Below are 26267 nucleotides of genomic sequence, written 5' to 3' on the forward strand. Positions count from 1 at the left end.
GCACCTACGAGCGCATCCGTGGCGCCATCAAGCTGGCGGCGCAGCAGGTGGGCGGCCAAGGTCAACGGCACTGCGAAGTTCGGCATCGACGCGCTGCCCAAGGGCGTGCGCTTCGCCGCTGTACGGGCCACGCCGGTGTTCGGCGGCCGTGTCGCAGGTGTCGACCAGGCCCCGGCACTGGCCGTGCGCGGCGTCAAACAAGTGGTGGTTCTGGACGACCTGGTGGCCGTGGTGGCCGACAACACCTGGGCCGCACGCAAGGGCCTGGCAGCGCTCGACATCCGCTGGAACGAAGGCGCCAACGCCAGGCTCGATACCGCCGCCCTGGTGGCGCAATGCGACGCCGCGCTGGAGCGCGAAGGCGTGGTCGCGGTGAAGGTCGGCGACGTCGCGCAGGCACGCGCGGCCAAGACCTACGAGGCCACGTTCCGCCAGCCCATGCTCGCGCATGCCGCAATGGAGCCGATCAACTGCACCGCGCACGTGACCAGGGAGCGTTGCGAGGTCTGGGTCGGCTGCCAGGTGCTTGGCCGTGCCCAGAAGCGTGCCGCCGAAGCCTCCGGATTGCCGCTGGAGAAAGTGGTCGTCCACAACCACCTGCTGGGCGGTGGATTCGGCCGGCGCCTGGAGGCCGACTACGTGACGCAGGCCGTGCGCATCGCCAAGCACGTCGATGCGCCGGTGAAGGTGACCTGGAGCCGCGAGGAGGACATCCAGCAGGACTACTTCCGCTACCACAACCACAGCCGCGTCTGGGTCGGCACCGATCGCGCCGGCATGCCGGTGAGTTTCCGTCACCGCGTGGTGGGGCCGGCGATCATGTCGGTGTTCCTGCCGGTGTTCTTCAAGGACGGCGTCGACTACGACGCGGTCAACGGCGCGGCGGGACCGTACGACTTCCCGAACGCGCTGGTGGACTACGTGCGCCAGGAGCCGCCCGAGGGCCTGCATGTGGGCAACTGGCGCGGCGTGGGCCATACCCGCAACGTGTTCGTCGTCGAGTCGGTCATCGACGATCTGGCGCAGCGTGCCGGCATCGACCCGGTCGAGTACCGCAGGCGCCTGCTGGGCAAGAGCCCGCGCTCGCTGGCGGTCGTGGACCTCGCCGCCGAGAAGGCCGGGTGGGGTCGCAAACTCGAGAAGGGCCAGGGCCTGGGCATGTCGGTGCAGGATGGCTTCGGAAGCTTCCTGGCGACCGTCGCGCAGGTACGCGTGGCGCCGGACGGCAAGCTGAAGGTGGAGCGCGTGGTCTGCGCGATCGACTGCGGCGTGGCCGTCAATCCCGACATCGTCAAGGCGCAGCTGATGAGCGGGGTGATCTTTGGCCTGTCTGCGGCACTGTACGGCAAGGTCACCGTCGCCAACGGACGCATCGTCGAAAGCAACTTCGACAGCTATCCGGTGGTGCGGATGCGGGAGGCGCCGCCGGTGGAGGTGTACATCGTGCCGAGCACGCTCGATCCGGGCGGTGTAGGCGAACCGGGCACGTCGGGAATCTTCCCGGCCATCACCAACGCGATCTTCCATGCCACCGGCAAGCGCATTTTCGACTTGCCGATCGACACCGCGCTGCTGAAGGGAGGCCGTCATGAGGCGTAATGCAATCGCGGCCATGATCGTGGTCGCCACGACGGCCTGTCTGGCGGTGGCCTGGGCGCAGAACGCCGCGACCAGACCTGGCTCGATAAGGGCCGGTGCGGCCGCGGCCGCGTCCGCATCGGGACTCAAGGAAGTCTCCGCATTCGACGGCATCACGGACCAGCGCAAGCGATCGGTCGCGCTGTTCGAAGAGGTGGGCAAGGTGCTGCAGCATCCGCGCTGCCTCAACTGCCATCCGGTGGAGCGCGCACCCACGCAGGGCGATGACCTGCATCCGCACGTCCCGGAAGTAGCCGGCGGCCCGGACAATCACGGCATGCCTGGCATGCCGTGCAACAGCTGCCATGGCAAGGCGAACTCGATGACCCTGGGTGACACCGTGCGGACGATTCCCGGCGACTCGCACTGGGCGCTGGCGCCTGCGCCGATGGCCTGGCAAGGCAAGTCGCTGGGGCAGATCTGCGAGCAGTTGAAGGACCTCGAGCGCAACGGCAACCGTGACCTTGCCAGGATCAGCCATCACATGGGTACCGACACACTGGTCGGATGGGCATGGAATCCTGGTGCAGGGCGGAAACCCGCTCCAGGCACGCAGAAGCAGTTCGGTGCGCTGGTCGATGCGTGGATTGCCAGCGGGGCCGCCTGCCCGCGGTGAGCGAACCTGGCGAGGTCTTCGCATTCATTCCGGGCGCGTCGCGGCCCCTTCGTTGAGGGCCCGGCTTTCGCGTCGGGGAGGGGTAAGCGGGGCAGGTTGCGGCCGCTTGCTGAAGCTCATCACCGCGCCGCTTACCCAATCGCCGCCGGCCAGTTCAAAGGCGAATCGCTCGGCGTCCTGGCGGCGCACGCTATCGGCTATCCGATCGGCCTCGACCGGCGTCACACCCAGCTGGCGCAAGGCCAGGCTGCCGAAGTTCAACGCGGACTCGAAGGTCTCGCGGACATGGATGTCGACGCCTTCGCCGGCCAGATGCCACGCATGCTCGCGGTCATAGGCCCTCACCATCAACGTGGCCTGGGCAAACTCCGACTTGGCCAGTTCGACAATGCAGTTGGCCGTCTCGCGGTGATCCGTGCAGATCGCGATGACTTGTGCCTGGCCGGCGCCGGCGGCCCGCAGGACGTCCAGGCGCGTGCCGTCCCCGTAATAGACCTTGAATCCGAAGTCCGAAGCCGCCTGGATCATCTCGACATCGGTGTCGATCACGGTGACATCGACGTCGCGTGCCAGCAGCGATTGGCTCACCACTTGGCCGAAGCGACCGAAGCCGATCATCAGCACGCGGCCGGACACGCCGAACGCCATGTCAAGGCCATCCAGCGAGGGCTGATTCCGGCGCGGAAGTAGACGCTTGACCAGCAGACACACCAGGGGAGTCAAGGCCATGGACAACACCACGATGGCCGTAAAGACGGCATTGGCCTGTGCGCTGATCACCCCTGCCACGGCCGCGGTGGAATAGAGAACGAAGGCAAACTCGCCGCCTTGCGCCATCAGCGCTGCACGGTCGAGCGCCTCGGCATGACTGCTGCGCAAACGTCGGAGTTTGGGGCGGCGTTGCGACTTTTCGATATGTGGGCGCTACGACGTGTCCAGCGGGTCAAGAGGTCGCACCTGGTGGCGGTTGCCGGTGCGTCGGCGGATTCTCCTGGGATCCGAACAATCCATCTCAGTGTATGACTCGCGACAAGTGTCTCGATAAGGCGAGCGCGGGCAGCGGGCTTATCAGCGGAACGGCGACGTCGGGGTGTATTGGGGGTTGCGAGTTTGCGCCGCCGGACGGCGGTCGGACGCTGAGCTTCAATGGCAGCGATTTCATTACGTTGTCGAAGGGCTGGGCGCCGACGGGGAATGCTTGCGCATTGGATGCGCCGCAGCCGAACACCGAAGACCCGCAGCTATGTAAGACGCTTGCAAGCGGTCAGACGGCGTGTGCGAAACAGGACGGTCAGGTTTGCTACAAGGGCCCGATCGGGACGGCGATGCAGTTCTGTTGGCAGCCGGGCGAGACCGGCGAGAAGAACGACGGCAAGGTGCGCCAGAAGCGCAACGCGGGCGAGACGCCGATTCCACCCGAGAACGTCGCGCTGCCCAGCGGTGACAGCTTGCAGCAAAAGGGTACGCCGACCGTCACGAACGTGACTAACAACAACTCGGCGAGCATCACCACGACGACGAATTATGAAACCGAACACGGCACCGAGGCGAATGGCGGCGGCAAGCCATCGACGGACGGCGAGCCTGCGGATGGTAGTGGCGATGGGGAAGGGGATGACGGCAAGGGTAGTGCGAGCGGCGGTGGCAATTGCGAGAGCCCGCCGATCACAACGGGTGATCCGGTGCTGGGGATGGTTGCAACGCAGGCCTGGCACGCACGGTGCGCTACGGAGGCCGGTAACGCGGCCAACGTGACGGGCGACGTGGGCGACTGTTCTCAGCCATTTGGCGTCGAGGGCACCAACGCCAACGCGCAGCAGCTACGGGCGCTGCGGGCGCAAATTTGCAAGGGCGACGCGAACGGCGACGGGCAGCCTGACTGGACGGCGGGCGAGGGTGACTACGAGGGCGATGCCGGCGATAGCGACGAGCCGCCGACCAACGCGATTCAGTTGGGCATCGACATGCTCGATCAGGGCGGTTTTGGTGGCGGTGGGAGTTGCCCGGCGCTGGGAGTGCTCGATTTCGGTCCCTTCGGCACGTTCGACCTGGACAGCGAGCCCTACTGGTGCCAGCTGGTGGCGATTCTGGCGCTCATCATCCCGTTGTTCGGTGCCTTCACCGCTATCCGAATTTTGATGGAGTAGCCGCGATGTGGAACCTGCGTAAATGGGTTGTGGAGCTGGTCGAGCGCTTCTTCGTGCGCGCCAGCGAGGTGGGCACCACGGTGGCATCGAAGATGCTGGCGGGCTTCGGGTTGACCGTGGTGACGGTGCAATCGCTGCTGCCAGACGTAAAGGGCTTCGTTACCAACTACGTCACCGCGCTACCGCCGCAGCTGCTGGACCTGTTTTTCGCGGTGAAGGCGGACGTCGCTATGTCGATGATCCTGTCGGCGCTCACGGTCAAGATGGCCTGGCGCTTTTTCATCGTGCCAAAGTCGGTTCTGCCAGGGGGTGGGGCGTGATCTACTGGTATACGGGCCAGCCGGGCCACGGGAAGACGCTGCACGGCATCGACAAGGCCTTGTCCTATCGGGACGAAGGGCGCCTGGTGTATGTGTGCAACGTCAACCAGTTCGACTACGACAAAACCGGCTGTCTGCCGATGACGCCGGAGCAGTTCCGCGACTGGATGAATTTCTTGCCTGACGGCGCCGTCGCCCTCGTCGACGAGGCGTACGAGCACGGCATGCTGCCGAAGCGCCCACCGGGTTCGCGCGTTCCGCCGCACGTCGAGCAGCTGGCCAAGCACCGCCACCGCGGTATCGACTTCATCTTCATCAGCCAGTCGCCGGCAAAGCAGATCGACGAGTTCGTGCATGACTTGATCGACCGTCACGTGCATGTGCGACGCCGCTGGGGCACGCCGCTGATCCACCTGCGCGAGTTCGACTATTTCGAACGCAATCCGGTCAAGGCGACGCCGACGGTGATTCGGCGCGTGAAGCTGCCTAAGCGTCCGCAGGGCTGCTACAAGTCCACCGAAATGGACACGACCGAGCGCCGCATTCCTTGGTACGTGGTGGCGCTGGCGATCGGTATTCCGACCGCATTGGGCGGCGTGGTGTGGTCGATGAACTCTGTCGAGGCGTCCTTTGAAGGACAGCAGACGGCGAACGAAATCGCCGTGCAGCCGAACAAGAAAAAGCCGCCGGAGGAGCACGGAGCGAGAGCGACGGGTGACGACGGCGGCGCTGCCGCCGCTCCGCGAGACGCCGAACTGAGGACAACGGATTATGTCCGCTGGTTGACGCCGCGTATTGGTGGTCAGCCTTGGACCGCACCAGCCTACGATCGGCTTACGGTCCCCAGCCAGCCGCCACGGGTGTTTTGCATTGCCAGCGGCGGGGAGGGTGATAAGTCCTGTTCGTGCTTGACGGAGCAGGGCACGCGTTACGCGATCGAACTCAACCGGTGTCTGCTCATCGCGGTCGATGGCCAGTACGAGCCGTTCCTGGACGAAGTGCAGGGCGATCGCCAGCGGCTCGACGCTACGACGCAGCTGCGCCGCCTTGCCGAGCAACGGGTAGGTCACGTCGACGACGCGGCACCATGTGCTGACGTGTCGATGCCGGGAGCGGTTATCGGCGGGTCGCCGGCACCTGGTTCGGGTGGTGCACCGTGAGCCGGGTGCTCGAAGCCGGGTGGATGCCCAGGGCGATCGATAGCGGCGCCATCGAGTTGCTGAAATGGACGGCGTTGCTGTCGATGTTTGTGGACCATGCCAACGCGGCTTTTTTCGATCGCGGCGCGGGCCTGCCGGCGGAGATCCTCGGGCGCCTGGCGATGCCGCTGTTTTCGATCGTGCTGGCGTACAACCTCGCGCGACCAGGTGTTGACCTGGTGCGTGCCCTTCGGCGCCTGGTGGTGGTCGGCGCGATCGCCCTGCCGGCGCACGCCTACCTGTTTGGGTGGATCGGGATCTGGCCGCTCAACGTGCTGCTGACGTTCGCCGTCGCCGTCGGGGTGATCCTGTCGATCGAGCAGGGAAGGCGCCTGGAAGCGCTGGCGCTGTTCCTGGTGGCGTCGTGCCTGGTCGAGTACTGGCACGCCGGCACAGCCTTGGTGGTGGCGTTCTGGGCCTATTTCCGGGGGCACGATCGCCAGGGCGCCGGGGCCTTCCTCGCGCTGCTGGGTCTGTGCCTGTTCAACGGCAACGCCTGGGCGCTGCTGGCGCTGCCACTGATCTGGCTGGCCACTTCGATGCACCTGCAGGTGCCGCGGCTGCGGTGGGCGTTCTATGCCGCGTATCCGGTGCACCTGGTGCTGGTGGCGATCGCCGTGTTCGTGGGTGTGGGCGCAGCCCACGGATAACCGCTCATCCCTTTTTCACCCTGCAAACCGCTTCTGCTACGCTGATCACAGTCCATAGGGGGATGGTCGCGTGGTACGACACGGAGTCGTGCTGGCCGCTTTGCTGGCCAGCGGAGGCGCTTCGGCGCAGGTGATTTACAAGTGCGTGGGCAAGGGCGGGGCGGTTAGCTATCAGAGCGCGCCGTGCCCATCAGATGCGCAGCAGCCCAAATACTGGATTGCGGAGCCAGAGGCGGAGCCGAGCTACGAGCAGCTGCGTGCTCGCGAGTTGAAGCGCCAGCAGGATGCCGCTGAATCGGCCTATCTTTCTCAGCGTGCAGGCACCAGCCGTGGGCCCACTGCCAGTGCGTCAGGCCATCGCATTCGGATTGATGGCGCGCGAAATGCGTCCGCTTGCGACGCGGCTAAGGCCCACCGGGAGAGCGTCTTGAACGCGGTGGGATTGCAGCGGACCTTTGATTTGCTGCGCGAGCTCGATGACAAGGTGCGCGAGGCCTGCAAGTAGTTACGAGGCCGCGATGCCGTGCTGGCGGTAGGTGCCCAGGTCGATCACCACGACCTTGACCAGTTGCGATCTGCTCGCGACCTTGCGGGCTTCTTCGGCCCTGCGTCGGCTGGCATAGCCGGCGCGGCGGAGTTCCATCTTGTCGCGCCACATCAGACCTCGCAGACGCTCGATGGTCATGCGTTGACCGTCCTCAGAAACGAGATGGCGGCCTCGCAGCCGCCATCCGTACCAATCACCTTCAAAATCCATGTTCAACTCAAAGCCCCCTGTGGCGTTGAACCGTTAACCGTGTACTAAAAGGGCGCGAGGCGATGTAGGTAAAGCCCGCGCCAGCAGGTCGGAAAGGACCCGGTGCCAGCTCCTGCGACGAATTGACATAATATGCATTATGCGAAGTAGGCAATAGGCGGAAAGGTCTTCCCAAGCGCCGCTACCCCATCGCCCCGTGGCGCTTCCGCGAGGCTCGGTTGGCGTGTGGTTTGAGCGCTGAGGCCTGCGCCGATCTGCTGCACGTCACCGAGCGCACCGTGCGCAACTGGGAGTCCGGCAGCAGCCGGATTCCCTATGCGGCGTTCAAGCTCATGCGGGTGCTGCGCGGTGGCAAATTCCTCGGCGCCGAGTGGTCCGGTTGGTTCGTTCGCGGCGACAAGCTGTGGACGCCCGAAGGCCACGAGATCCGCGCGCACGAGTTCGCCTGGTGGTCGCTGCTGGTGCGCCAAGCCCGTGAGTTCCAGCGCCTCATGCGCGAGCGTCGCCAGAGCGAGCTGGACGCGCGACCTGACGTCGCCTGTGGCGACGGCTGGCTCGCGGCCAGCCCGGCCTGTGAGAGCCCGGCAGAATGCGCGGCACGCACGTTGCAGACCGCCCCACTTGCGAACGCCCCCAAAGGTGCGCTAGCGTCTGCTCCGTCGATCCTCCGCGCCCAAGGGCGAGCAGCTGGGAAAGACCCTTCAGCGGAGCTTCCAGCCCGCACGAGTGGACAGCCGGCAAGCCGCGCACTCGTTGGTCAACGACCCTCTAAGTCGTTGAAAAACAAGAGGAACCCCACGGGTTCCCTTAGCTTGACCCTACACAAACGTCCAGAAAAACCGCTCAGCGATCGCCAGGCAAAGGCGGTGCGTCCATGAGCGTTCGCAACGCACCGATCAAAGTCGGAGACTTCCTGCAGCTGGCCATCGCGGCCTACCACGACGCTGCTCGAGCTTGCACCGCGCCCTCTGGCACGCCCAACGCGAAGACCTATGCCACGCCGCAGGACTTCGTCGACAGCCTCGTGGTGTTCATCACGCAGCGCATCCGTGCCCTACCCCTGACGCCGGCAAAGCGAGGTGACGCATGAGCATGAACTGGCTCGGCAATTTCAGCGCCAATGCGCGCCCCGAAAGCGTTCGCGCATGCCTGGACGCCTACTACCGAATGCGCGATGTGGCCGTGCAGATGCGGGCCGAAATGGCTGCCGAAGGGGCACCGCTATCTGACCGGATTTCGATGGCTGGCGTGCAGCACGACATCGAGGATGCCATCCGTTCCGCTCAGCGTTGGCTGGCACGCCGCGCACGCCGCGGTTTGCCGGTTATGGGGCATGGATGCCCCGCTCTTTCACCAGCGGTCGGACCCGCGCTGAGGGAGGCGGCCGCTGACATAACGCATCCCCGATGACGCTTTTTTTTGCCTAATGGTGGAAACCATTTCCATTATCTGATAATCAGCAACATTATCGATCCTGAGGGATCGGAAGGGGCAATTCGTGAAGCCGAAAGTTAATAAGCGAAGAGCTTATGCATTATGCGAAGTGGATGTCCCGTGACCGCAGGAGCCTATTTGCTGGTCCGGGCGCGTCGAGTCGGCCCGTCCCGCCCCGCCTCCCAGATGCACTGGGCCGTGTGCTCCTAAAGATCACGACACCGCAAATAGTTTCCATCATGGTCGCGTAATTGCTCCCAGCCATTCGCGAGACGTCGCATCGCAAGCTGGCCCATGCACGCAACCCCGAACTGTTGCGCTTCAACACTGCCGTGTGCAGGCAACGACACGACTTCACGGGATGGTCGAGGCGTGCCGAGCGCGTTCCTGTGGCGCACAGAGGTCTCGTATATCGCCCGTATATGGACGGATCCGCGCGTTGCGGTGGACGCTGTGCAGACGGCGACAGCCTTGGATCGCTGAACCTGGAATTCAAGCGCCATGCAGACATATCAGCGCAGCGTGAAATTTCGGTGAAACCGTACTCCCAGACATGCGAGCCGCGAATCTCCCCGTACCAACAACGGCAAATGGCGGCCTTTCACTGGGGGATCACAAAGGCGCCCTACTCTTTGCGAGCGCCCTGCCGTCGAGTCGAGCGTCCTCGTTAACCCAGCTGCGGCGCCGGTCGTGGCAAATGACGGCGTGCGTTCGATCCGGCGCCGGAAGGAGACAGAGATGGCCGCGCAAGGGAAGCCGAACATCCTTTTCATCATGGGCGACGACATAGGCTGGTACAACGTCAGCGCCTACAACCTCGGCGTGATGGGCTACAAGACGCCCAACATCGACCGCATCGCAAAGGAAGGCGCGCTGTTCACCGACTGGTACGGGCAGCAGAGCTGCACTGCGGGGCGCGCAGCGTTCCTGACCGGACAGTCACCGATCCGCACTGGCCTGACCAAGGTCGGCCTGCCCGGCGCCGAACTCGGCCTCGGTCCGAAAGATCCCTGCATCGCCCAGGTGCTGAAAGCGCAGGGCTACGCCACCGGCCAGTTCGGCAAGAACCACCTCGGTGATCGCGACGAGCACCTTCCGACGATGCACGGCTTCGACGAGTTCTTCGGCAACCTCTACCACCTCAATGCCGAGGAGGAACCGGAGAACGAGGACTACCCGAAGGATCCGAGGTTCAAGGAGAAGTTCGGTCCGCGCGGCGTGCTGAAGTGCAAGGCCGACGGCAAGGGTGGGCAGACGATCGAGAATACCGGCGCGATGACGAAGAAGCGCATGGAAACCATCGACGAGGAGTTCCTCGCCGATGCCAAGGCCTTCATCAAGCGCAGCAACGGCAATGCGCCATGGTTCTGCTATTTCAACACCACGCGCATGCACATCTTCACGCACCTGAAGAAGGAGTCGCAGGGCAAGACCGGCTATGGCCTGTACCCGGACGGCATGGTCGAGCACGACGGCCACGTCGGAGAACTTCTGGCGCTGCTCGACGAGCTGGGTGCGACCGAGAACACGATCGTTGTCTACACCACCGACAACGGCGCCGAGTGCTTCACCTGGCCCGATGGCGGCACGACACCGTTCCGCGGCGAGAAGGCGACCAACTGGGAAGGCGGGTTCCGCGTGCCCTGCGTGATCCGCTGGCCCGGCACGATCAAGCCCGGGACGGTGATCAACGAGATCTGCTCGCATGAGGATTTCCTCCCCACGCTGGGCGCCGCCGCGGGCGACAACGATGTCGTCGACCGGGTGCGCAAGGGCGGCAAGATCGGCGACACGACGTTCAAGGTCCATCTGGACGGGCACAACCTGCAGCCGCTGTTCAAGGGTGAGGTGGACAAGTCCCCGCGCGAGTTCTTCCCGTACTGGAGCGACGACGGCGACCTGCTCGCCATCCGCGTTCGCCACTGGAAGATCAGCTTCATGGAGCAGCACACCGAGATCACTCCCAAGACTCCCCTCGGCGTGTGGCAAGGGCAGTTCACGGTGTTGCGCGCGCCGAACATCTACAGCCTGCGCGCAGATCCTTTCGAAAGCGGGACCGACGGCATCTACTACGGCGACTGGCAGGCGCGCCGCATCTTCCTGCTTGTTCCGGCGCAGGCGATCGTCGGCAAGATGCTGGAGAGCTTCAAGGAGTTCCCGCCGCGAGCGAAGGCGGCAAGCTTCACCGTGGGCGACGCGATGGAGAAGATCACCACCGCCAGTCCGAGTCAAAACTAACCGCGTATGCAGGTGGCCGGCGGTAGCCGCGTCACCTCAACCGCGTCCACGCGCGCCGCGCTGGGTCGAGGAGTAAAGGAGGGCTGCATGAAGCTGTCCTTGCGTGCGGTTGCGTCCCTGATCGCTTGCCTCAGTGGATGCACCGCACAGGCACCGGCACCACCACCGGAAGCCATGCCCGGGTCCGATCGGGATGCACACGGATGCATTGCCTCGGCAGGATACTCGTGGTGTGACGACCTGAACCAGTGCGAGCGCCCGTGGGAACTGGCGAAGAAGAACGGCTTCGAGCCGACGCGGGATGCGTTCGATGCGTTCTGCAAGAATCCTCCGACGCAGCACTAGCGGGAAACCATATCCAGCGCATCGGCGTCATTGGAGGCGTGAGCCGCCAGCGTTCCCGGCGCAAGCCTCTAGCCGGTCGCGGCAATCGGGCCCGGTTTCGCGAACACCTTCTCCGTGATGCGCCACTGCCCACCGTCCCGGGCAATAAGGCCCTTCTCTTCCAGGCTGCGCTGCGTGCATTCGGTCAACGCCTCGCGCTCCCACTTGAAGAGCGGCCGCCGGTTCAGGAGCGCACGCAGCGCCGCACGCTCGTTCGGGGAAAGGTCTTGCAATGCCAACATGGAACCAGGGCGCCTCATCGGGTCTGTGTCGCGATCAAACGAGTACCTGTCGCGTCTGGCGCAGATACTGGAAAACATCTTCCTCGGCCTTGGCGTCGATCATGTACACCGGACGCTGGCCATTGGGACAGAGCAGTCGCGGTGTCGTCCCGAACAGGCGACAGATCAGGGGGCGCTCGTTGTAGACCGTGCAGCCATGTTCCCCGAGGTGCGGACAACTGAGTTCGGCCAATGCTGCTTCGTGCTCGGCGTCTGTCTTGACCGGAAGCCGGGCCATTTCCTCCGAGGATGCGGTGACCGGCCCACAGCAATCGTGGCAGCCCACAATGCAGGTGAACGACGGAATGCGGCTGCGCAGCGACTCAAGTTTGCGACTGTTGCGGGTCATTGCTTTCTCGGTTCCACCGGCCCGCTACGCATCGCCACGTGGAAGTTCCTTGGCGAGATTGCGCATCTTGCTGTCGAGCTGCCCCAGGTAGCCCGGCACCGCCGCTCGATACTCGTCGCTGTCCCGGGAACCGACCGGATCGATCTCCAGTTTCCGGCGTATCTCCTGCAGCTCCAGGAACAGCAGCACGCACATGCGCTTGATCTCGACGATGTCTGCGTCAGTTGCCACGTCACCACCTCCTGCGTCAACCCGGACTCTTGAGCCGGACCCCTCTTCCCGTCCCCACGCTGGGGGCGTTTTCGCCAATCAGTTCGATGCCTGCCGCGTCGAGCGCAACAATGATCTTGGTCAATGTCTCGACCACGCCACGCACATTTCCCGTGCTGGCCTCCATCCTCTGGATGGTCGGCAATGACACTCCGGCCTTCTCCGCCAGCGTCTTCTGATCCATTCCGGCCAAAGCCCGCGCCGCTCGCATCTGGGCGGCGGTGATCATGTCCGGGATACCTGCAAAGTCGTCACTGGAGGGGCACCGGGCGTTGGGGGGAGTGCATTCGGCATCGCCTTGTTCTCACTGCAACCGGCGCAACCGGTCTGGGACGCGCATCATCTGCAAGCGCCCTGGCAAATGCCATCCCTACGGTGCTGGCACCTCTAAAGTGATGTACAAAACATTACTTAGACTGTATAAAACATCACATGATGCTTTTCAACCCTGCCTGACCGGAGAGCACCCGTCGTTGCCATGACGTCCCCCTCCCCGCCATCGCGTCCCTCCGCCCGGGCAGGCAGGACCCAGGCCGCTCGCATCGCGTTCCTCGGGTCGGCGCAGGCGTCGAACGAGGCCGGCGAAACGGTCCTGGTGCAGTCCCTGTGCTGGCCCACCCTGCCGACGGCATGGGTGGAACTCACGCACTCGTTGCACGACGTCCTGGTGGGTCGTGGCAATCCCGGTCCCTATACGCCGGGTGTGGACAAACCGCCGAGCTGGCTCAGGGCCTGCGCGCCGCAACTTGCAAAACCGTTCTGCGGCACGGCCGGCGCCGAAGAAAGCTCCATCGCCGCGCTTCTGGCACGCACCTCGATGCAGGCCGCCGTCGCCATCGTCGATTCGCGCGATGTCCGCACGGCCGTGGCCCAGCCGCAAACGCTGTCCAGATGCGTGTCGGTCTACAACCAGCTGATCCAGGCATCGACCCGATTGCCGTGCACGATGCTGATCGCCGCCAGCCAGACCGGTCCGGCGGACGAGCAGTGCCGTGCGGAGTTGTCGCGCTGCCGCACGCTGATGCCCCATGCGCGCTGGCTGGACGACCTGCAGTTGCAATTCTGGAGCGAAGCGATCGAACCGCTGCCGTTGGAGCTGGCCAGGGTCGTGGCCCTCTCCACGGCCAGGCATGTGCTGTTCGAAGAGGCCGACGATCCGTTGTTCGAAGCCGTGCTCACCAAGCTTGCCCACGATCCCCTCCAGGGAAGACGGCCGAGTCCGAGGAAGCGCCGCTGAGGCGACGGCACGACGCAAGACCCACTGATCCGGGGAGTCAGTCATGGAATCGGACAGCGTCAGGCAGTACGCGCACCTCTTCGAACCCAAGCTGCTGACGGTATTGCGGGAGGGATACTCCTTCGCCGATCTGCGACGCGATGCCATCGCGGGCCTGACCGTAGCCGTCGTCGCGCTGCCGCTGGCCATGGCGCTGGCGATCGCCAGCGGCACGACGCCGGAGAAGGGGTTGTACACGGCGATCGTGTCGGGCTTCCTGATCTCGGCGCTGGGCGGATCGCGCGTGCAGATTGGCGGGCCCACCGCCGCGTTCATTCCGGTCGTGTTCGTGGTGATCCAGGACTTCGGGTTCGGCGGCCTCGTGCTGTGCACGTTGTTGGCGGGGCTGATGCTGATCGCCGCAGGCCTGATGCGCCTGGGCACGCTGATGAAGTACATGCCGCAGCCGGTGATCACCGGCTTCACCGCGGGCATCGCGGTCAGCATCTTCTCCAGCCAGATCAAGGACCTTCTGGGCCTGGACATGGGCCACGTGCCAGCCGAGTTCGTGCCGCGCTGGAGTGCCTATGCCGAGCACCTGACGTCGGCCAATCCGGCGGCAGCGTCCCTCGCGCTGGTCGCGATCGCCATCATCGTGACGCTGCGGCGCGGCTGGCCGAACTGGCCTGGGTTCCTGGTCGCACTGATCATCTGCACCCTCGCTTCCAGCGCCTTTGCGCTCCCGGTGGAGTCCATCGGAACGCGATTTGGCAGCCTCGCCACGTCATTGCCGACATTCGAAATCCCGCGCATTCCGTTCGAGCGCACCGGGGAACTCCTGCCCAGTTCGTTCACCATCGCGTTTCTCGCCGGCGTCGAGTCGTTGCTGTCTGCGGTGGTGGCCGATGGCATGACCGGCGGGCGCCATCGCTCCAACGGCGAGCTCGTCGCGCAGGGGCTGGCCAACGTCGGCGCGGCGCTGTTTGGCGGGCTCCCGGCCACCGGCGCCATTGCACGCACGGCGACCAACGTTCGCGCCGGTGGACGCTCGCCGATCGCGGGCATGCTGCACGCAGCTTTCCTGCTGGTGTTCCTGGTCGCACTGGCGCCACTGATGCGCTATGTGCCCTTGGCGGCACTGGCTGCCGTGCTTCTGGTCGTGGCGTGGAACATCTGCGAGTACGAGCACTTCCGCCACACCCTGTCGGCCCCGAAGGGGGATCGACTGGTGTTGCTGCTGACCTTCTTTCTCACGGTGTTCTTCGACCTGACGCTCGCGATCGAGGTCGGCCTCGTCGTGGCGGCATTCGTTTTCATGTTCCGGATGGCCGACGCGGTGGAAGTCACGTCGGGCATCAGGTTCATCGAAGAGAACGGCGAGGCCTCCGCCGACCTGACCCAGCGAGATCACCTGCCTGCCGGCGTCGAGGCCTTCATGATCAACGGGCCGCTGTTCTTCGGCGTCGCCAACCGGCTCGACAATATCCTCGATCAGTTTCGCGACCCGCCGAAGGTGTTCATTCTGCGGATGCGACTGGTGCCGATCATCGACGCAAGTGGCGTCCATGCCCTCAAGACCTTGCTCGAGCGGTGCCGTCGCCGCGGCATCGTGCTCATCATTTCCGGCCTTCAGGCGCAACCACGCCAGGTTGTCGAAGGCATGCACCTGCGCCCGCGACATGGCGAACTCCATTTCGCCGGCGATTTCGACGCCGCACTGGGCATCGCGCGCAGGCTGATTGGAGAGGTCCCCGATGTTCGGGCCTGATGGGGCCGGTTGCAGCCCCGGCCGTCCCTCTCTCGGCAGGAAGCCGGACCAAACTGCGGGACCAGTTCGCGGATGGCTTCAATTTTCCGGAATCGAAAGCTTCCCTACTGGCGCACGACCGGTGGAGGGGCCCACTTTCCTTCGAGGAAATCCTCGCGCGGCGAATACAACCGCATCAGAAGCGTGAAGGGCGCCTTGCCTACCGGCAGCCAGTTGGCTTCCTTGTCGGAGCCGGGCGATTCCGACTGGATGTACAGGTCGATCGAACCATCGGCATTGGCCACCAGGTTGCTGCGATCGCCGACGGCCTGGCGCTTGATGGAGTTGGCGATGAAGTAGCCGTCAGCGTCATACGCCGTGACAGACCAGAACGCGTCCACCGGCGGCAACGCGCCCTTGTCGAAATGCAGCACGTACTTGTGGTTGCCGTCGAGCGGCCGCCCTTCGCTGTCGCTGGACAGCGCCGGGTAAACCGCATCCTGCGGCAGGTTCTCGCCGACACAGCATTGCGCGATCGCAGCGCGGTAGAGATAGTCGGTGCCGTACGTGCCGCTGCGGGTGGTGTAGACCCAACCCTTGCCGCCCTTCCCCGCCGCCTTGTCGCCTTCGGCGACCACGAGCGCCTTGCCATCCGCGTATCCGCGTTCGAACGCCTTGCGGACCACTTCCGGTGCCTTGCTCAAATCGAAGCTCTCGCCAGCCTTGAAGCCCACGCGTTCGAGGCGGTGGATCATCGGATAGTCGATGGGGGCAGGCGGATTGTCCTTGAGCAGCTCGGCGAACTGTCCAAAGAACCGCGCGGCGTCCATCTGGTCAAGGACCTTCGGCGGATCGGCCTTCATGTCTATGCCGGGGTCGACACTCCCCTTGGGTGGCATGTAGTCGCCTTTGCCCCACGCCGACAGGGGGCGCAACCTGTAACCGTCCTGCACCTGGTGCACGCTGTCGTAGTCGGCGACACCGGTGGTCTGGGTGCGGCCGATAATCCACACGTACCGGGTGGGACTGCGGATGAGATCCAGGCCGGCTGGTACATTGCCCTGCCACTGCGGAGCGGCGACAAGGAAATCGCGCGCGGTGTTCTTCCCGGTTGTGCGTGAGCCAGGCACGGCGAACACGTCGGTCCACAGGCTCAGCATGGGCAGCATGAAATAGCGATCGGTCGCGGGCACCGAAAGCACCTGCGGCTCGGCCTTGAGATCGAGAATCGCATTCGAGTACAGCGTGTCCACGTTGGTGCGAATGACCACCCGCGCGTCCGGGTCGGCAAGTTGGCGGACGTGATGAAACTGGTTGGGCGGACCATAGGCATCGCCGGCCAGCGGCTCGGCGAAATTGCTCAACTTCCGCAGGGTCGCGTTGGTCAGCATTGCCGGATATGCGTACACGTAGGCGTCCCTGGCGATTGCGTAGGCCTCCTGCTCGGACACGTCAGCAACCGCGCGCGGGCTCGCCGTAGCGGCAGGTCTGGCGCCATCGCTGGCGGCCGGTGACGTCTCGAACTGTTCGCGCTTACAGGACGCGAGCGTCAACGAGAGAACGATGAAGGTCAGCGCAGTTCGGTTGGTTGATCGCATGACTACCCCTCCGGCGGTCACACATGATCGTGCGTCAAATCGTGAAGGCCGCGTGAGACAGTCCGGATGCTCGTCATTGGTCGGAAGCGGTCTTTTCCCAACCGTCTCGCCTCGGTCCCTGGCAGGAACACCCTATTCCAGCACCGGCGGCAGCTCAGTCCTTCCTCGCTGTCAGGATGCGAGGGAAGTAGCGCGTCACGAAGAACAAGTACACCAGCCATAGTGCGAACCATACAGACGCAACGGCAAGAAGCCTGACCGAGAAGAGGATCAGGCTTGGCGCCAGGAACAGCAGGACACAGCCGATCAGCCATAGGCGATCGGCGCGGCGCGAGTACCGGGCACGCTCGGCATCGTCGATCCGATCGCCAAGCGATGCGCCGTAATAGTAGAAGGATGAAAATGCGAACGAGAACGTCGCCACGCCCATCACGATCAAGGTGGCTTGAAACGGGAAGGCGTCGACCTGGCCGCTCGTGAACTTCGGATACAGAAAGAACAGCAGGAATGTGAAGATCGCGATGCTCGACGCCGCGAGCTGGTACGACCGATTGACATTCGCCGCGGCAAGATCGTCAGCCATGGGGTCTCTCCTCGCCTCGCCCTGATCCGGAGTGCTCGTGGAATCCACGAGCAGGGGAAGTCTAAACGAAGGCGCAGAAGCCGGTGCTGGAGTCGGTCCAGAGTGAGCTGGGATCCATTCTGCGAGACCTCGGGCTTTCGGGTGACAGCGCGGATCAGGGAAGACACGTCCGCGGTTGGCGCACTTCCACCGGAATTCGATCTGCGTGTCGAATCCAGTCCGCAAGCGGCCACCCGCTGCGTATCCGATACACGGATATACAAATCGATCGGGGCCCGGACACACCTTCGATACGGGGAACCGTCCCAATGGGGTCGACATCCCTACGGAGTGTTCCGATGAACCTGCTTCGAGCCATCACCCTCCTGCTCCCGGTCGCTTTGGCCGTCCCTGTTGCATATGCACAGACGCCCGAGACCGACCCTGCCGTGGCCTCGCATGTCGTACTGATCAACTCCAGCGACGATTTGCTTGCCGACCCGCCAGCCCAGGTGGCCCTGCCCCGCGTCCCTTGGGCCGCTACCACATCGACAGTTTCCGACCTGACACTTGCGGCACCGCAGGCGGAGTTCGTATTCGCCGACGAAGTGCCGCTGCAAGCCGGCATGTTTGACTACCCCACGGCGTGGGAGGACGAACCCTAGCGTGAAGCAGGCGCGTCCCGATGCGTTTTGTATCGGAGCGTATCAGCCGGCGCGGCAGCCATGGTTTCACGCAAAAAGCCGGGTTTTCCGATATCTGCGGGATACCTCGGTGCCTCGAAATGGAGCAACGGAAATCAAGTTGCCCCCTACGAGGAACCAGTATGTCCACCGCACTTCCCGCGAGCACCCCCCTCTTCTCCCGCGTCGACGGTGTCGGCCAGTGGCTGGCACCGCTGGGCCTGCGCCTGCTGCTGGCCTGGGAGTTCTTTGAAGCCGGCCGCGAGAAGCTGCAAGGCAGCAACTGGTTTGCCGACCTCGGCGAGCGCTTCCCACTGCCGTTCTCGTTGCTCAGCCCCCAGCTGAACTGGACGATGGCGACCTGGCTGGAACTGGGCGCCAGCGTCGCCCTACTGGTCGGACTGGGGACGCGTTACGCCGCCGCCGCGCTGTGGGTGCTGACTGTCGTGGCGATCTACGCCGTGCACTGGCCGTCCGACTGGTCGACGCTCGCCGAACTGTGGCAAGGCTACGCAATCAGCGATGACGGCTTCGGCAACTACAAGCTGCCGCTGATCTACCTGGTGATGCTGCTGCCGCTGATGCTGGGCGGTGCCGGCCGCTTCAGCCTGGATCACGCGATCGCTGCACGTCTCACGCCGGTGCCGGGCACCCGCGCTGACCGTTCGACCTGGGCCCTGGTGCTGTTCGCCATCGGCACGACGGTTTCCATCCTGCTGCCCTGGGCAGGTGGTGCACTGGCCATCGGCGGCATCGCGTTGTTCGCCTGGTCGTGGTCGCAACTCCGCCAGGAAGCGCCGCGTTACGCACAGACCTGACGTCTCCCCTCTCTCATTCGCGGGCAGCGAAAGCGTCCCGCACACCCCGCACCAATCGGTGCAAACCAACCGGAGCAATACCCATGTCCCCCAACTCCCGCAATACCGCCGGCCTGCTCGGTCTCGCCCTCGCTGGCCTGGCCCTCAGTGGTTCCGCATTCGCCATGCAGCCCCTCGCTCAGGGCTACATGCTCGCCGCCAGCCACGCCGCAGGCGAAGGCAAGTGTGGTGAAGGCAAGTGCGGCGCCAGCGAAGGCAAGACCGCGAAGACGACAGCCGCCTCGAAGACCGCCGAAGGCAAGTGTGGCGAAGGCCAGTGCGGCGATTCGCGCTTCAACAAGACCGACACCAACGACGACGGGCTGGTTTCGAAGGCCGAGTACCTGAAGGTCGTGCCGACCGGCCAAGGCTGGGCGGACAAGGACGCCAATGCCGACGGCTTCATCTCCGAGCGCGAGGCATACGACTACACCAAGGCCCGTTTCGAAGCCAACGGCAAGAAGATCCCGATCGGCCGTTTCGCGGCCTTCCCGGAGTAATCCCCCTGCCCGTTCCCCGCCCCCCGCGGCCACGCCGCCGCGGGGGCCTTGCGAGATCACCGCCATGCGCTCCCTCGTTACTCCTACTTCCGCCGGCCTGGGCCTGCGCCGTGGCCTGCTGCCGGAACTGCTGGCAATGGATGATGGCGCGGTCGATTTCCTCGAAGCCGCGCCGGACAACTGGATCGGCGTCGGCGGCAAGTTCGGCGACTCGCTGGCCGAGCTTTCCGCACGCTTCCCGATCAGCGCGCACGGCCTGTCGTTGTCGCTGGGCGGGATCGAACCGCTCGACATGGATCTGCTCAAGCGCACGCACGAATTCAACGATCGTCACGATGTGGTGCTGTACAGCGAGCACCTTAGCTACACCTCCGACGACGGGCACCTGTATGACCTCATGCCCATTCCGTTCACCGACGAGGCCATCGGCCATGTCGCCTCGCGCATCCGCCAGGTGCAGGACGTGCTGGGTCGGCGCATCGCGGTGGAGAACGTCTCCTACTACGCCGCGCCTTACCAGGCATTGGCGGAGATCGATTTCATCAATGCCGTCCTGACCGAGGCCGACACCGACCTGCTGCTGGACGTCAACAACCTCTACGTCAACTCGATCAACCACGGCTACGACCCGCAGGCCTTCCTGGCTCGGCTTCCGGCCGAGCGCATCGCCTCGTACCACATCGCCGGGCACTTCGACGAGGACATCGACCTCAAGGTCGATACCCATGGCGCGCCGGTGAAGAGTGACGTGTGGGACCTGCTGGATGCGGCTTACCGCCGTTTCGGCGTGCGCCCGACGCTGCTGGAGCGCGACTTCAACCTCCCACCCCTCGGCGAGTTGCTGTTGGAGACGCAACGGATCCGCACGATGCAACTGGCCCATGCCGACCGGCGGCAGTTGCTGGAGCTGGCCCATGTCTGAGTTGCTGCGCGAACAGCAGTACGCCCTGGCGCGTCACCTGCGCGACCCCGCCCGCCATGCGCCGCCGCCGGGAATCGAGGATCGTCGCCTGCGCGTGTACCGCGAGTTGTTCTTCGGCGCGATCGAAGGATTGCTGGCGGGCGGATTCCCGGTGATCCGGGAAACGCTCGGCGCAGCGCGGTGGAAGGCGCTCGTACGCGCCTTCTATGCCGAGCACCGCAGCAGCACGCCATTGTTTCCGAGGATCGCCGGCGAGTTCGTCGCCTACCTCGAAGCTCGTGCCGACGACCCCGGTGTTCCACCCTGGTTGCCCGATCTCGCGCATTACGAATGGATCGAGCAGGCGTTGTATGTCAGCGGCGCCGTGCCGCCACCCTACCGCGCCGAGGGTGACCTGCTCACCGGCGTGCCGGTGCTTTCGCCGCTCGCCATTCCACTGGCGTTTCGCTGGCCGGTCACGGACATCGGACCAGGTCACGTAGTCGACACCCCTCCGGAGCAGCCCACCACCCTGCTCGTCCACCGCGACGCCGACCACGGTGTGCGCTTCAACTGCATAGCGCCGCTGGTCTACCACCTGCTGGCTTCGTTGCAGGCAAACGCGTGGAGTGGACGAAACCATCTTGCGGCGCTCGCATCCGCCGTGGGCGCGGATCCTGCCGAGATGGAAGCGCACGGCCTGGAGCTGCTCCAGCAACTGCATGCGCAGGGAATCGTCCTCGGGACCGCATCGCCGTAAGGACGCTGAAGATCCCGCAGTGGCTGGTTCGACCAGTTTGTATCGAAATGAAGCCATAACGGCACTCATGCAGCGCCTGCGAGCGTCCGGTTCTGCGCCGCTTACGACGCGGCCGCCGCCTCGATCACGGCCACGTCGAGCTTGTGCATTGGCAGGAACGCCTGGGTCACCCGATCGATCGTGGCCTGGTCGCCCGAGACCAGTATCTCGTCCATCAGCATCGGCGTGATCTGCCACGACACTCCGTAGCGGTCCTTGCACCAGCCGCACTGCTCCGCTTCGGGCACGCTGGAGAGCTGCGCCCAGTAGCGGTCGATCTCCGCCTGGTCACGGCAAGTGACCACGAAGGAAATCGCCTCGTTGAAGCCGAAGCCGTGCGGATGTCCGCTGTCCATCGCCGCAAACCAGCTCTCGCCGAGACGGAAATCGGAGAACATGACGGTGCCTTCGCGATCCTGCGGCATGCCGGCGGGATACTTCGCCATCTGTCCTTCCCTGGAGCCGTCGAAGACCGAGCGGTAGAACGCGCCCGCCTCTTCGGCCTTGCCATACACCGCGCCGGTAAACATCAGCGACGGCACGATCGGCGACCTCGGTTCGCCAGCGGTATCGGTCAGGATCAACTGCCAAGACACGCCATAGCGATCCTGCACCCAGCCAAAGCGCTGGCTGAAGGGATATGCATCCAGCGGCATCAGCGCCTGGCCACCTTCGACCAGCGCCGCCCAAAGCTGGTCCAGCTTCGAGCGCGCATCCGGGTCGCGTGACGGATCGAAGTTGACGAAGAACGACACCGACGGATTGAACTTGAACAGCGGCCCGGCACTGATAGCCAGGAAAGGTTGTCCCTGCAGGGTGAACGACACCACATCGCAATCGCCCGAGGGCGTATTGCGCAGCCGGGCGACGGACTCGACCTTCGAATCCGGAAACACCGAGCAATAGAACTCGGCCGCTTCTGTAGCCTGCTTGTCGAACCACAGATGCGGCGTGATCGGCTTGACGAGGGACATACGGAACCTCCTTTGCGATGCGTCAGGAACTGCAGTGGAAACTCAATCGATACGCTCGATACCTTCGCTCAGATGCACCCATGGGTGCTGCCGCACCGCATACACCGACACCTGCGGTCGTGGAAATTCCGGGTCGGCAAAGGCGCCCACGGGAATGGCGACCACGCCGGGAGTCGCGTCCATCAGATAGAAGACGGTGGCGCCACATTGCGGGCAGAAGTGAAACCGGGCCGAGGTTCCTTCGTCGCCGACCAGCTCGAATTCCGTGCTCCGCCCCGTGATGGCCACCGCGTCGGCCGGGAATCTTGCCTGGGCGGCGAAGACGCTGCCAGAGCGCCTCTGGCAGTTCAGGCAATGGCAAACAGAGACGCGTATCGGCTCGCCCCGCGTGCTGACGCTGAGCTTCCCGCAACTGCACGATGCAAGTCGATCTGTCATGACGTCCTGCCACCTGGCGCATGGAGGAACTGCGGCGGGAAATATAGTAGACCGCCGCCTGGTCCCGCGCGACGGGTCGCCGGAACCGCGGGACAACGCCTGGACAAGCCTTGCTTCGTCATCCCGAGCGCAGCGAGGGACCTGCTTGCCGCGGCGACACACCAGGTCCCTCGCTGCGCTCGGGACGACATTCGACTTGTAGGTTGGATCAGGTGGCGGAGACGGAGCGGAACCCGACCGCGAGGCGGTTCCAGCCGTTGATGGCGTTGATGGCCACGGTCAGGTTGACGCGCTCGCGCTCGTCGAACTGGCTGCTGAGCCACTCGTAGTCGGCGTCCGGAGCGCGCGTCTGCGACAGCAGGGTCAACGATTCGGTCCAGGCCAGCGCAGCGCGCTCGCGGTCGCTGAAGAACGGCGACTCGCGCCATACGGCAACGGCATGGAGACGACGCTCGCTTTCGCCGCGCTTGCGTGCGTCGCTGCTGTGCAGGTCGACGCAGTAGGCGCAGCCATTGATCTGCGATGCGCGCAGCTTCACCAGTTCAAGCAGCGCCGGTTCCAGGCCGAGCTTGTTGACGGCGGCCTCGAGGGCGAGCATCGCTTTGGCGGCATCCGGTGAGGCTTTGTAGAAGTCGAGACGGGGTTGCATGGAAAGACTCCTGAGAAGTTGGTCGGGTAATCGGCATCGCACGTGCATCGGTCCACCGAGGTCACCGGCCAGTCACCGCACGTCTTCGACCTGGTCGATCCAGGCGCCGTAACCGGCCGCTTCCATCTCCTCGCGCGGAACGAAGCGCAGCGACGCCGAGTTGATGCAGTAGCGCAGGCCACCCTGGTCGCGCGGCCCATCGGGGAAGACATGGCCAAGGTGGCTGTCGCCACTGGCCGAACGCACTTCGGTGCGGATCATTCCATGGCTGGTGTCGCGAATTTCCGTGACATTGGCAGGGCCGATCGGCTTGGTGAAACTGGGCCAGCCGCAACCGGATTCGTACTTGGCCGAGGAAGCGAACAGCGGCTCACCCGAGACGATGTCGACGTAGATCCCAACCTTGTCGTTGTGCAGGTACTCGCCGGTGCCCGGGCGCTCGGTAGCGCCTTCCTGGGTCACGCGGTACTGCTCGGGGGTCAGCTTGGCGATGGCTTCGGGAGTCTTGCGGTAGTCGCTCATGGGGTTCTCCTGGGCGGGATGGACGTGCCAACGAGATGGGGGCGCTGGCAGCGAGTCCAATGCGCGGCGAGCCGGGGTTTTTGTAACGCAATGTATCGGCGGCGGCCACCGTGGAGGGTTGCCTGCGCGAGTATGTGCCACGCGTCATGTCCGCCGCCTCGCCTTCACGTCTGCAATACGCCAGCTGGCGCCAGATTCGCGCTGCCCTTCTCAATCGATGGAGCTTCCATGAAGGCCCTGGCCCTTTCACTCGCGCTTGTCTCGTTCGCCGCCGTGGCGGCGACTCCCAAAGTCACCACCGACTCCGACCCCTCGGCCAATTTCTCGGCGTACAAGACCTACTACTGGGCCATGAAACCGGAGGGCGGCTCGCCGCTGATGCAGCAGCGCATCGTCGAAGGCATCGATTCGCGGCTGCAAGCCAAGGGATGGACACAGGCCGAAGGCGGCGACGTTGCCGTTGCAGCCCATGTGTCGACCTCGCAGAAGCAGTCGCTCGATACCTTCTACACCGGCACCGGAATGGGCGGCTGGGGCTGGCGCCGTGGCTGGGGCGGCGGCATGGCCATGGGCAATGCGTCGACCACCGTGCACACCTACGACGTCGGTACGCTCGTCGTGGACATGTTCGACAGCAAGTCCAGGCAGGCGGTCTGGCGCGGTACCGCCACCGGCACCGTGCCGAGCAATCCCGACAAGGCCGAGGCCGGTCTCGACAAGGGACTGGACAAGATGTTCGCCAACTTCCCGCCGACGCCCAAGGCGAAGTAGCGGGTCGAGCACGGCCGGATGATCTGCACGGAGCGGCCGGGTGGTCGCTCCGGCGCAACGCCATGATCCGATGGCGAGAAAGATTCGCAGCGATCCGAGGAATTTTCACCTCCCGAACAAACGCTGCGTTGCGGGTGCGCTTCCTAGACTGGACAGCCCCTACCCGCTCTATCGCAACGGACAATGACCACGCTTACTGAACAGATCGGCCGGACCTACGACGAGTTCCCCTACCTTTCCTCCGCGTTCCCGGTAACGGCTCCGGAACACCTGCGCACGGTCGCGCACCTGTTCGGCCTGGACGCCCCCGCCCCCGCACGCGCCCGCGTGCTCGAGCTGGGCTGCGCCGCCGGTGGCAACGTGATTCCTTTCGCGGCGCGCTATCCGCACGCCGAAGTGACCGGCATCGACCTGTCGCAGGTGCAGGTGGAGGCCGGACAACGTGCCATCGCCGCGATGGGCCTGAAGAACGTACAACTGGTCCAGGGCAGCATTGCCGATCTCGACCCGAGCCTGGGCGAGTTCGACTACATCATCTGTCACGGCGTCTACAGCTGGGTCCCGCCGGAGGTGCAGGAAGCGATCCTGCGGGTCGCAAGCCAATGCCTGTCGCCGGACGGCATCGCCTACGTCAGCTACAACACCTACCCGGGATGGAAGGCCAAGGAAATCGTGCGCGACGCCATGCTGCTGCGCGCCGACGGCCGCGCCGATGCCGGCGAGCGACTGGCCTACGCCCGCGGCATGATCGACTTCCTGCACGACATGGCGCCGCAGGACAGCGTGCTGGCCAAGATCATGGGCGACAACATCCAGACGATCCGCCACGGCCGCGACTATTACCTCGCCCATGAATTCCTGGAACTGTGCAATTCGCCGTGCTACTTCCGCGACTTCCTGGCGAGCGCGCGGCAACAGGGCCTGGATTACCTGGGCGAGGCTCATGTCAGCAGCATGTTCGCCAACAACTACGGCGCGGAGCAGGCGAAGTTGCTGCTCGCCGAGTGCGAGGGGGACCAGATCCGGCTGGAACAGCTGCTCGACTTCCTCGGCAATCGCACGTTCCGGCAGACGCTGCTGGTACATGCCGACAAAGCAGGCAAGATCCGCTACCAGCTCGATGCATCGCGGATATTGCGACTGCATGTCGCCGGAAACTACACGCCGGCATCCGATGACGGTTGCGAGTGGTCAACGGGCAACGGGCGCAACGTCACCGCCACCAGCGAGGTGTCGCAGTCGGTGATCAGCGCACTCAACAAGGCCTGGCCCGGAACCGTCCCGATGGCGACGCTGGTCAAGGCGGCCAACGCCATTGCCCCGGGCGAGCAAGGGAAGGACCAGCTGATCGCCTTCATCAGCGCGCTGATCGTCGGCAACGCGGTGCAATGTCGCGTCGACCCCATGCCGCTGGAATCGGCCATCGCCGCGCGACCCAAGGCACATCCTGCATTGCGCGCCCTGGCCGGCCTCGGCGCCGCCACGCCGGTCAAGATGTTCAACCAGTGGCGCGAAACTGCCGAACCGGGCGTGGCCGAGTCGTTCCTGCTGCCGCTGCTGGACGGCCGCAAGGATCGCCCGGCGCTGGTCGCCGCACTGGTGGCGGCCGTCGCCGAGCAGCGCTTCACCTTCGGGCAGGACGGCAAGACGATCGAGGACCCGCAGGAGATCAACCGCCTTGCCACGGATGCGGTCACGCAGGCGCTGGCCTGGTTGTCGAGCCGTGCGATGCTGGCGGGTGCCGCGCACTGACAGGCGCCTGCACTG

Annotated in this window: 32 protein-coding genes and 1 pseudogene; 21 read left to right on the forward strand and 12 right to left on the reverse strand. The window is 64.7% G+C overall.

Features of this window, described 5'->3' with window-relative positions:
* Positions 1–18 precede the first annotated feature (18 nt).
* Positions 19–1599, forward strand: coding sequence for a xanthine dehydrogenase family protein molybdopterin-binding subunit (locus AC3A3X_RS06135; protein WP_487582146.1), 1581 nt, complete (start codon positions 19–21; stop codon positions 1597–1599).
* Positions 1589–2254 carry a hypothetical protein gene (locus tag AC3A3X_RS06140; protein ID WP_487582147.1) on the forward strand — a complete coding sequence of 222 codons (666 nt, stop codon included), beginning with the start codon at positions 1589–1591 and terminating at the stop codon, positions 2252–2254. Before AC3A3X_RS06135 ends, AC3A3X_RS06140 begins: the two co-directional genes overlap by 11 nt.
* A 24-nt stretch (positions 2255–2278) precedes the next feature.
* Here AC3A3X_RS06140 and AC3A3X_RS06145 read toward each other — a convergent pair.
* Positions 2279–3139: pseudogene (locus tag AC3A3X_RS06145) on the reverse strand (NAD-binding protein); the annotation flags it as partial.
* A 134-nt stretch (positions 3140–3273) separates the two neighbouring features.
* On the opposite strand from AC3A3X_RS06145, the gene AC3A3X_RS06150 reads away from it, so the two are divergent.
* The 5 genes from AC3A3X_RS06150 to AC3A3X_RS06170 all read left to right on the forward strand — a co-directional run bounded on the left by AC3A3X_RS06150 (position 3274) and on the right by AC3A3X_RS06170 (position 7075).
* Complete coding sequence (locus AC3A3X_RS06150) at positions 3274–4401, forward strand: hypothetical protein (RefSeq protein WP_487582148.1); 1128 nt, start codon at positions 3274–3276, stop codon at positions 4399–4401.
* 5 nt (positions 4402–4406) lie between these two features.
* Positions 4407–4721 carry a DUF2523 family protein gene (locus tag AC3A3X_RS06155; RefSeq protein WP_487582149.1) on the forward strand — a complete coding sequence of 105 codons (315 nt, stop codon included), beginning with the start codon at positions 4407–4409 and terminating at the stop codon, positions 4719–4721.
* The gene (locus AC3A3X_RS06160) at positions 4718–5881 is read left to right on the forward strand and encodes a zonular occludens toxin domain-containing protein (RefSeq protein WP_487582150.1); all 1164 of its coding nucleotides are present in this window, start codon (positions 4718–4720) and stop codon (positions 5879–5881) included. Before AC3A3X_RS06155 ends, AC3A3X_RS06160 begins: the two co-directional genes overlap by 4 nt.
* A 23-nt stretch (positions 5882–5904) precedes the next feature.
* Positions 5905–6570, forward strand: a complete 666-nt coding sequence (locus AC3A3X_RS06165; protein WP_487582151.1) for a TraX family protein — start codon at positions 5905–5907, stop codon at positions 6568–6570.
* 88 nt (positions 6571–6658) lie between these two features.
* Positions 6659–7075, forward strand: a complete 417-nt coding sequence (locus AC3A3X_RS06170) for a DUF4124 domain-containing protein (protein ID WP_487582152.1) — start codon at positions 6659–6661, stop codon at positions 7073–7075.
* On the opposite strand, the gene AC3A3X_RS06175 is transcribed toward AC3A3X_RS06170, so the two are convergent.
* Positions 7076–7327 (reverse strand): DUF3653 domain-containing protein, encoded by a 252-nt coding sequence (locus AC3A3X_RS06175; RefSeq protein ID WP_487582153.1) that lies wholly within the window; start codon positions 7325–7327, stop codon positions 7076–7078.
* 188 nt (positions 7328–7515) lie between these two features.
* Here AC3A3X_RS06175 and AC3A3X_RS06180 point away from each other — a divergent pair, with 188 nt between their 5' ends.
* The 5 genes from AC3A3X_RS06180 (at position 7516) to AC3A3X_RS06200 (ending at position 11344) form a co-directional block, all read left to right on the forward strand.
* Positions 7516–8205, forward strand: coding sequence for a VC1465 family Xer recombination activation factor (locus tag AC3A3X_RS06180; RefSeq protein ID WP_487582202.1), 690 nt, complete (start codon positions 7516–7518; stop codon positions 8203–8205).
* The gene (locus AC3A3X_RS06185) at positions 8202–8417 is read left to right on the forward strand and encodes a hypothetical protein (protein WP_487582154.1); all 216 of its coding nucleotides are present in this window, start codon (positions 8202–8204) and stop codon (positions 8415–8417) included. The genes AC3A3X_RS06180 and AC3A3X_RS06185 overlap by 4 nt, the downstream gene beginning before the upstream one ends.
* 2 nt (positions 8418–8419) lie before the next feature.
* On the forward strand, positions 8420–8737 hold the full coding sequence (locus AC3A3X_RS06190) for a hypothetical protein (RefSeq protein ID WP_487582155.1): 318 nt from the start codon (positions 8420–8422) through the stop codon (positions 8735–8737).
* A gap of 762 nt (positions 8738–9499) precedes the next feature.
* The gene (locus AC3A3X_RS06195; RefSeq protein ID WP_487582156.1) at positions 9500–10999 is read left to right on the forward strand and encodes an arylsulfatase; all 1500 of its coding nucleotides are present in this window, start codon (positions 9500–9502) and stop codon (positions 10997–10999) included.
* Between the two features lie 87 nt (positions 11000–11086).
* Entirely contained in the window at positions 11087–11344 is a 258-nt protein-coding gene (locus AC3A3X_RS06200) for a peptidase (RefSeq protein WP_487582157.1), read from the forward strand.
* 68 nt (positions 11345–11412) lie between these two features.
* Here the strand turns inward: AC3A3X_RS06200 and AC3A3X_RS06205 are convergent, their stop codons facing one another.
* From AC3A3X_RS06205 to AC3A3X_RS06220, 4 genes are read right to left on the reverse strand one after another with little or no spacing between them, the layout of a single operon-like run.
* The gene (locus AC3A3X_RS06205; protein WP_487582158.1) at positions 11413–11625 is read right to left on the reverse strand and encodes a hypothetical protein; all 213 of its coding nucleotides are present in this window, start codon (positions 11623–11625) and stop codon (positions 11413–11415) included.
* A gap of 34 nt (positions 11626–11659) precedes the next feature.
* Entirely contained in the window at positions 11660–12013 is a 354-nt protein-coding gene (locus AC3A3X_RS06210; RefSeq protein ID WP_487582159.1) for a YkgJ family cysteine cluster protein, read from the reverse strand.
* Positions 12014–12037: 24 nt separating this feature from the next.
* Complete coding sequence (locus AC3A3X_RS06215; protein WP_487582160.1) at positions 12038–12244, reverse strand: hypothetical protein; 207 nt, start codon at positions 12242–12244, stop codon at positions 12038–12040.
* Between the two features lie 16 nt (positions 12245–12260).
* Positions 12261–12512, reverse strand: a complete 252-nt coding sequence (locus AC3A3X_RS06220) for a helix-turn-helix domain-containing protein (protein WP_487582161.1) — start codon at positions 12510–12512, stop codon at positions 12261–12263.
* A 249-nt stretch (positions 12513–12761) separates the two neighbouring features.
* On the opposite strand from AC3A3X_RS06220, the gene AC3A3X_RS06225 reads away from it, so the two are divergent.
* Together AC3A3X_RS06225 and AC3A3X_RS06230 are read left to right on the forward strand one after the other, a co-directional pair.
* Entirely contained in the window at positions 12762–13520 is a 759-nt protein-coding gene (locus AC3A3X_RS06225) for a hypothetical protein (RefSeq protein WP_487582162.1), read from the forward strand.
* Positions 13521–13563: 43 nt separating this feature from the next.
* A complete protein-coding gene (locus AC3A3X_RS06230) occupies positions 13564–15267 on the forward strand; it encodes a SulP family inorganic anion transporter (RefSeq protein WP_487582163.1) in 1704 nt (567 codons plus the stop codon).
* A 104-nt stretch (positions 15268–15371) separates the two neighbouring features.
* On the opposite strand, the gene AC3A3X_RS06235 is transcribed toward AC3A3X_RS06230, so the two are convergent.
* Both AC3A3X_RS06235 and AC3A3X_RS06240 read right to left on the reverse strand, forming a co-directional pair.
* Positions 15372–16844: a DUF1254 domain-containing protein gene (locus tag AC3A3X_RS06235; RefSeq protein ID WP_487582164.1), complete on the reverse strand. Its 1473-nt coding sequence runs from the start codon at positions 16842–16844 to the stop codon at positions 15372–15374.
* Positions 16845–16998: 154 nt separating this feature from the next.
* A complete protein-coding gene (locus AC3A3X_RS06240) occupies positions 16999–17427 on the reverse strand; it encodes a hypothetical protein (RefSeq protein ID WP_487582165.1) in 429 nt (142 codons plus the stop codon).
* A 338-nt stretch (positions 17428–17765) separates the two neighbouring features.
* Here AC3A3X_RS06240 and AC3A3X_RS06245 point away from each other — a divergent pair, with 338 nt between their 5' ends.
* From AC3A3X_RS06245 to AC3A3X_RS06265, 5 genes are all read left to right on the forward strand, one after another.
* Positions 17766–18071 carry a hypothetical protein gene (locus AC3A3X_RS06245; protein WP_487582166.1) on the forward strand — a complete coding sequence of 102 codons (306 nt, stop codon included), beginning with the start codon at positions 17766–17768 and terminating at the stop codon, positions 18069–18071.
* Between the two features lie 161 nt (positions 18072–18232).
* Entirely contained in the window at positions 18233–18907 is a 675-nt protein-coding gene (locus tag AC3A3X_RS06250) for an HvfX family Cu-binding RiPP maturation protein (protein ID WP_487582167.1), read from the forward strand.
* A gap of 83 nt (positions 18908–18990) precedes the next feature.
* Positions 18991–19446 carry an HvfA family oxazolone/thioamide-modified RiPP metallophore gene (locus tag AC3A3X_RS06255; RefSeq protein ID WP_487582168.1) on the forward strand — a complete coding sequence of 152 codons (456 nt, stop codon included), beginning with the start codon at positions 18991–18993 and terminating at the stop codon, positions 19444–19446.
* Positions 19447–19510: 64 nt separating this feature from the next.
* Positions 19511–20368 (forward strand): HvfB family MNIO-type RiPP peptide maturase, encoded by an 858-nt coding sequence (locus AC3A3X_RS06260; RefSeq protein WP_487582169.1) that lies wholly within the window; start codon positions 19511–19513, stop codon positions 20366–20368.
* The gene (locus AC3A3X_RS06265; protein ID WP_487582170.1) at positions 20361–21107 is read left to right on the forward strand and encodes an HvfC family RiPP maturation protein; all 747 of its coding nucleotides are present in this window, start codon (positions 20361–20363) and stop codon (positions 21105–21107) included. The genes AC3A3X_RS06260 and AC3A3X_RS06265 overlap by 8 nt, the downstream gene beginning before the upstream one ends.
* Positions 21108–21208: 101 nt before the next feature.
* On the opposite strand, the gene AC3A3X_RS06270 is transcribed toward AC3A3X_RS06265, so the two are convergent.
* The 4 genes from AC3A3X_RS06270 to msrB all read right to left on the reverse strand — a co-directional run bounded on the left by AC3A3X_RS06270 (position 21209) and on the right by msrB (position 23729).
* Positions 21209–22120 (reverse strand): VOC family protein, encoded by a 912-nt coding sequence (locus AC3A3X_RS06270; protein WP_487582171.1) that lies wholly within the window; start codon positions 22118–22120, stop codon positions 21209–21211.
* A 42-nt stretch (positions 22121–22162) separates the two neighbouring features.
* Positions 22163–22558, reverse strand: coding sequence for a GFA family protein (locus AC3A3X_RS06275; RefSeq protein WP_487582172.1), 396 nt, complete (start codon positions 22556–22558; stop codon positions 22163–22165).
* Positions 22559–22766: 208 nt separating this feature from the next.
* Complete coding sequence (locus AC3A3X_RS06280) at positions 22767–23207, reverse strand: carboxymuconolactone decarboxylase family protein (protein ID WP_487582173.1); 441 nt, start codon at positions 23205–23207, stop codon at positions 22767–22769.
* 72 nt (positions 23208–23279) lie between these two features.
* On the reverse strand, positions 23280–23729 hold the full coding sequence (gene msrB / locus AC3A3X_RS06285) for a peptide-methionine (R)-S-oxide reductase MsrB (RefSeq protein WP_487582174.1): 450 nt from the start codon (positions 23727–23729) through the stop codon (positions 23280–23282).
* Between the two features lie 228 nt (positions 23730–23957).
* Between msrB and AC3A3X_RS06290 the strand changes: the two genes are divergently transcribed.
* Together AC3A3X_RS06290 and AC3A3X_RS06295 are read left to right on the forward strand one after the other, a co-directional pair.
* Positions 23958–24500 carry a DUF4136 domain-containing protein gene (locus AC3A3X_RS06290; RefSeq protein ID WP_487582175.1) on the forward strand — a complete coding sequence of 181 codons (543 nt, stop codon included), beginning with the start codon at positions 23958–23960 and terminating at the stop codon, positions 24498–24500.
* 183 nt (positions 24501–24683) lie between these two features.
* Positions 24684–26252, forward strand: a complete 1569-nt coding sequence (locus AC3A3X_RS06295) for a methyltransferase regulatory domain-containing protein (RefSeq protein ID WP_487582176.1) — start codon at positions 24684–24686, stop codon at positions 26250–26252.
* Positions 26253–26267: the final 15 nt, after the last annotated feature.

It is taken from the genome of Lysobacter sp. Soil_N_23 (assembly GCF_057656135.1).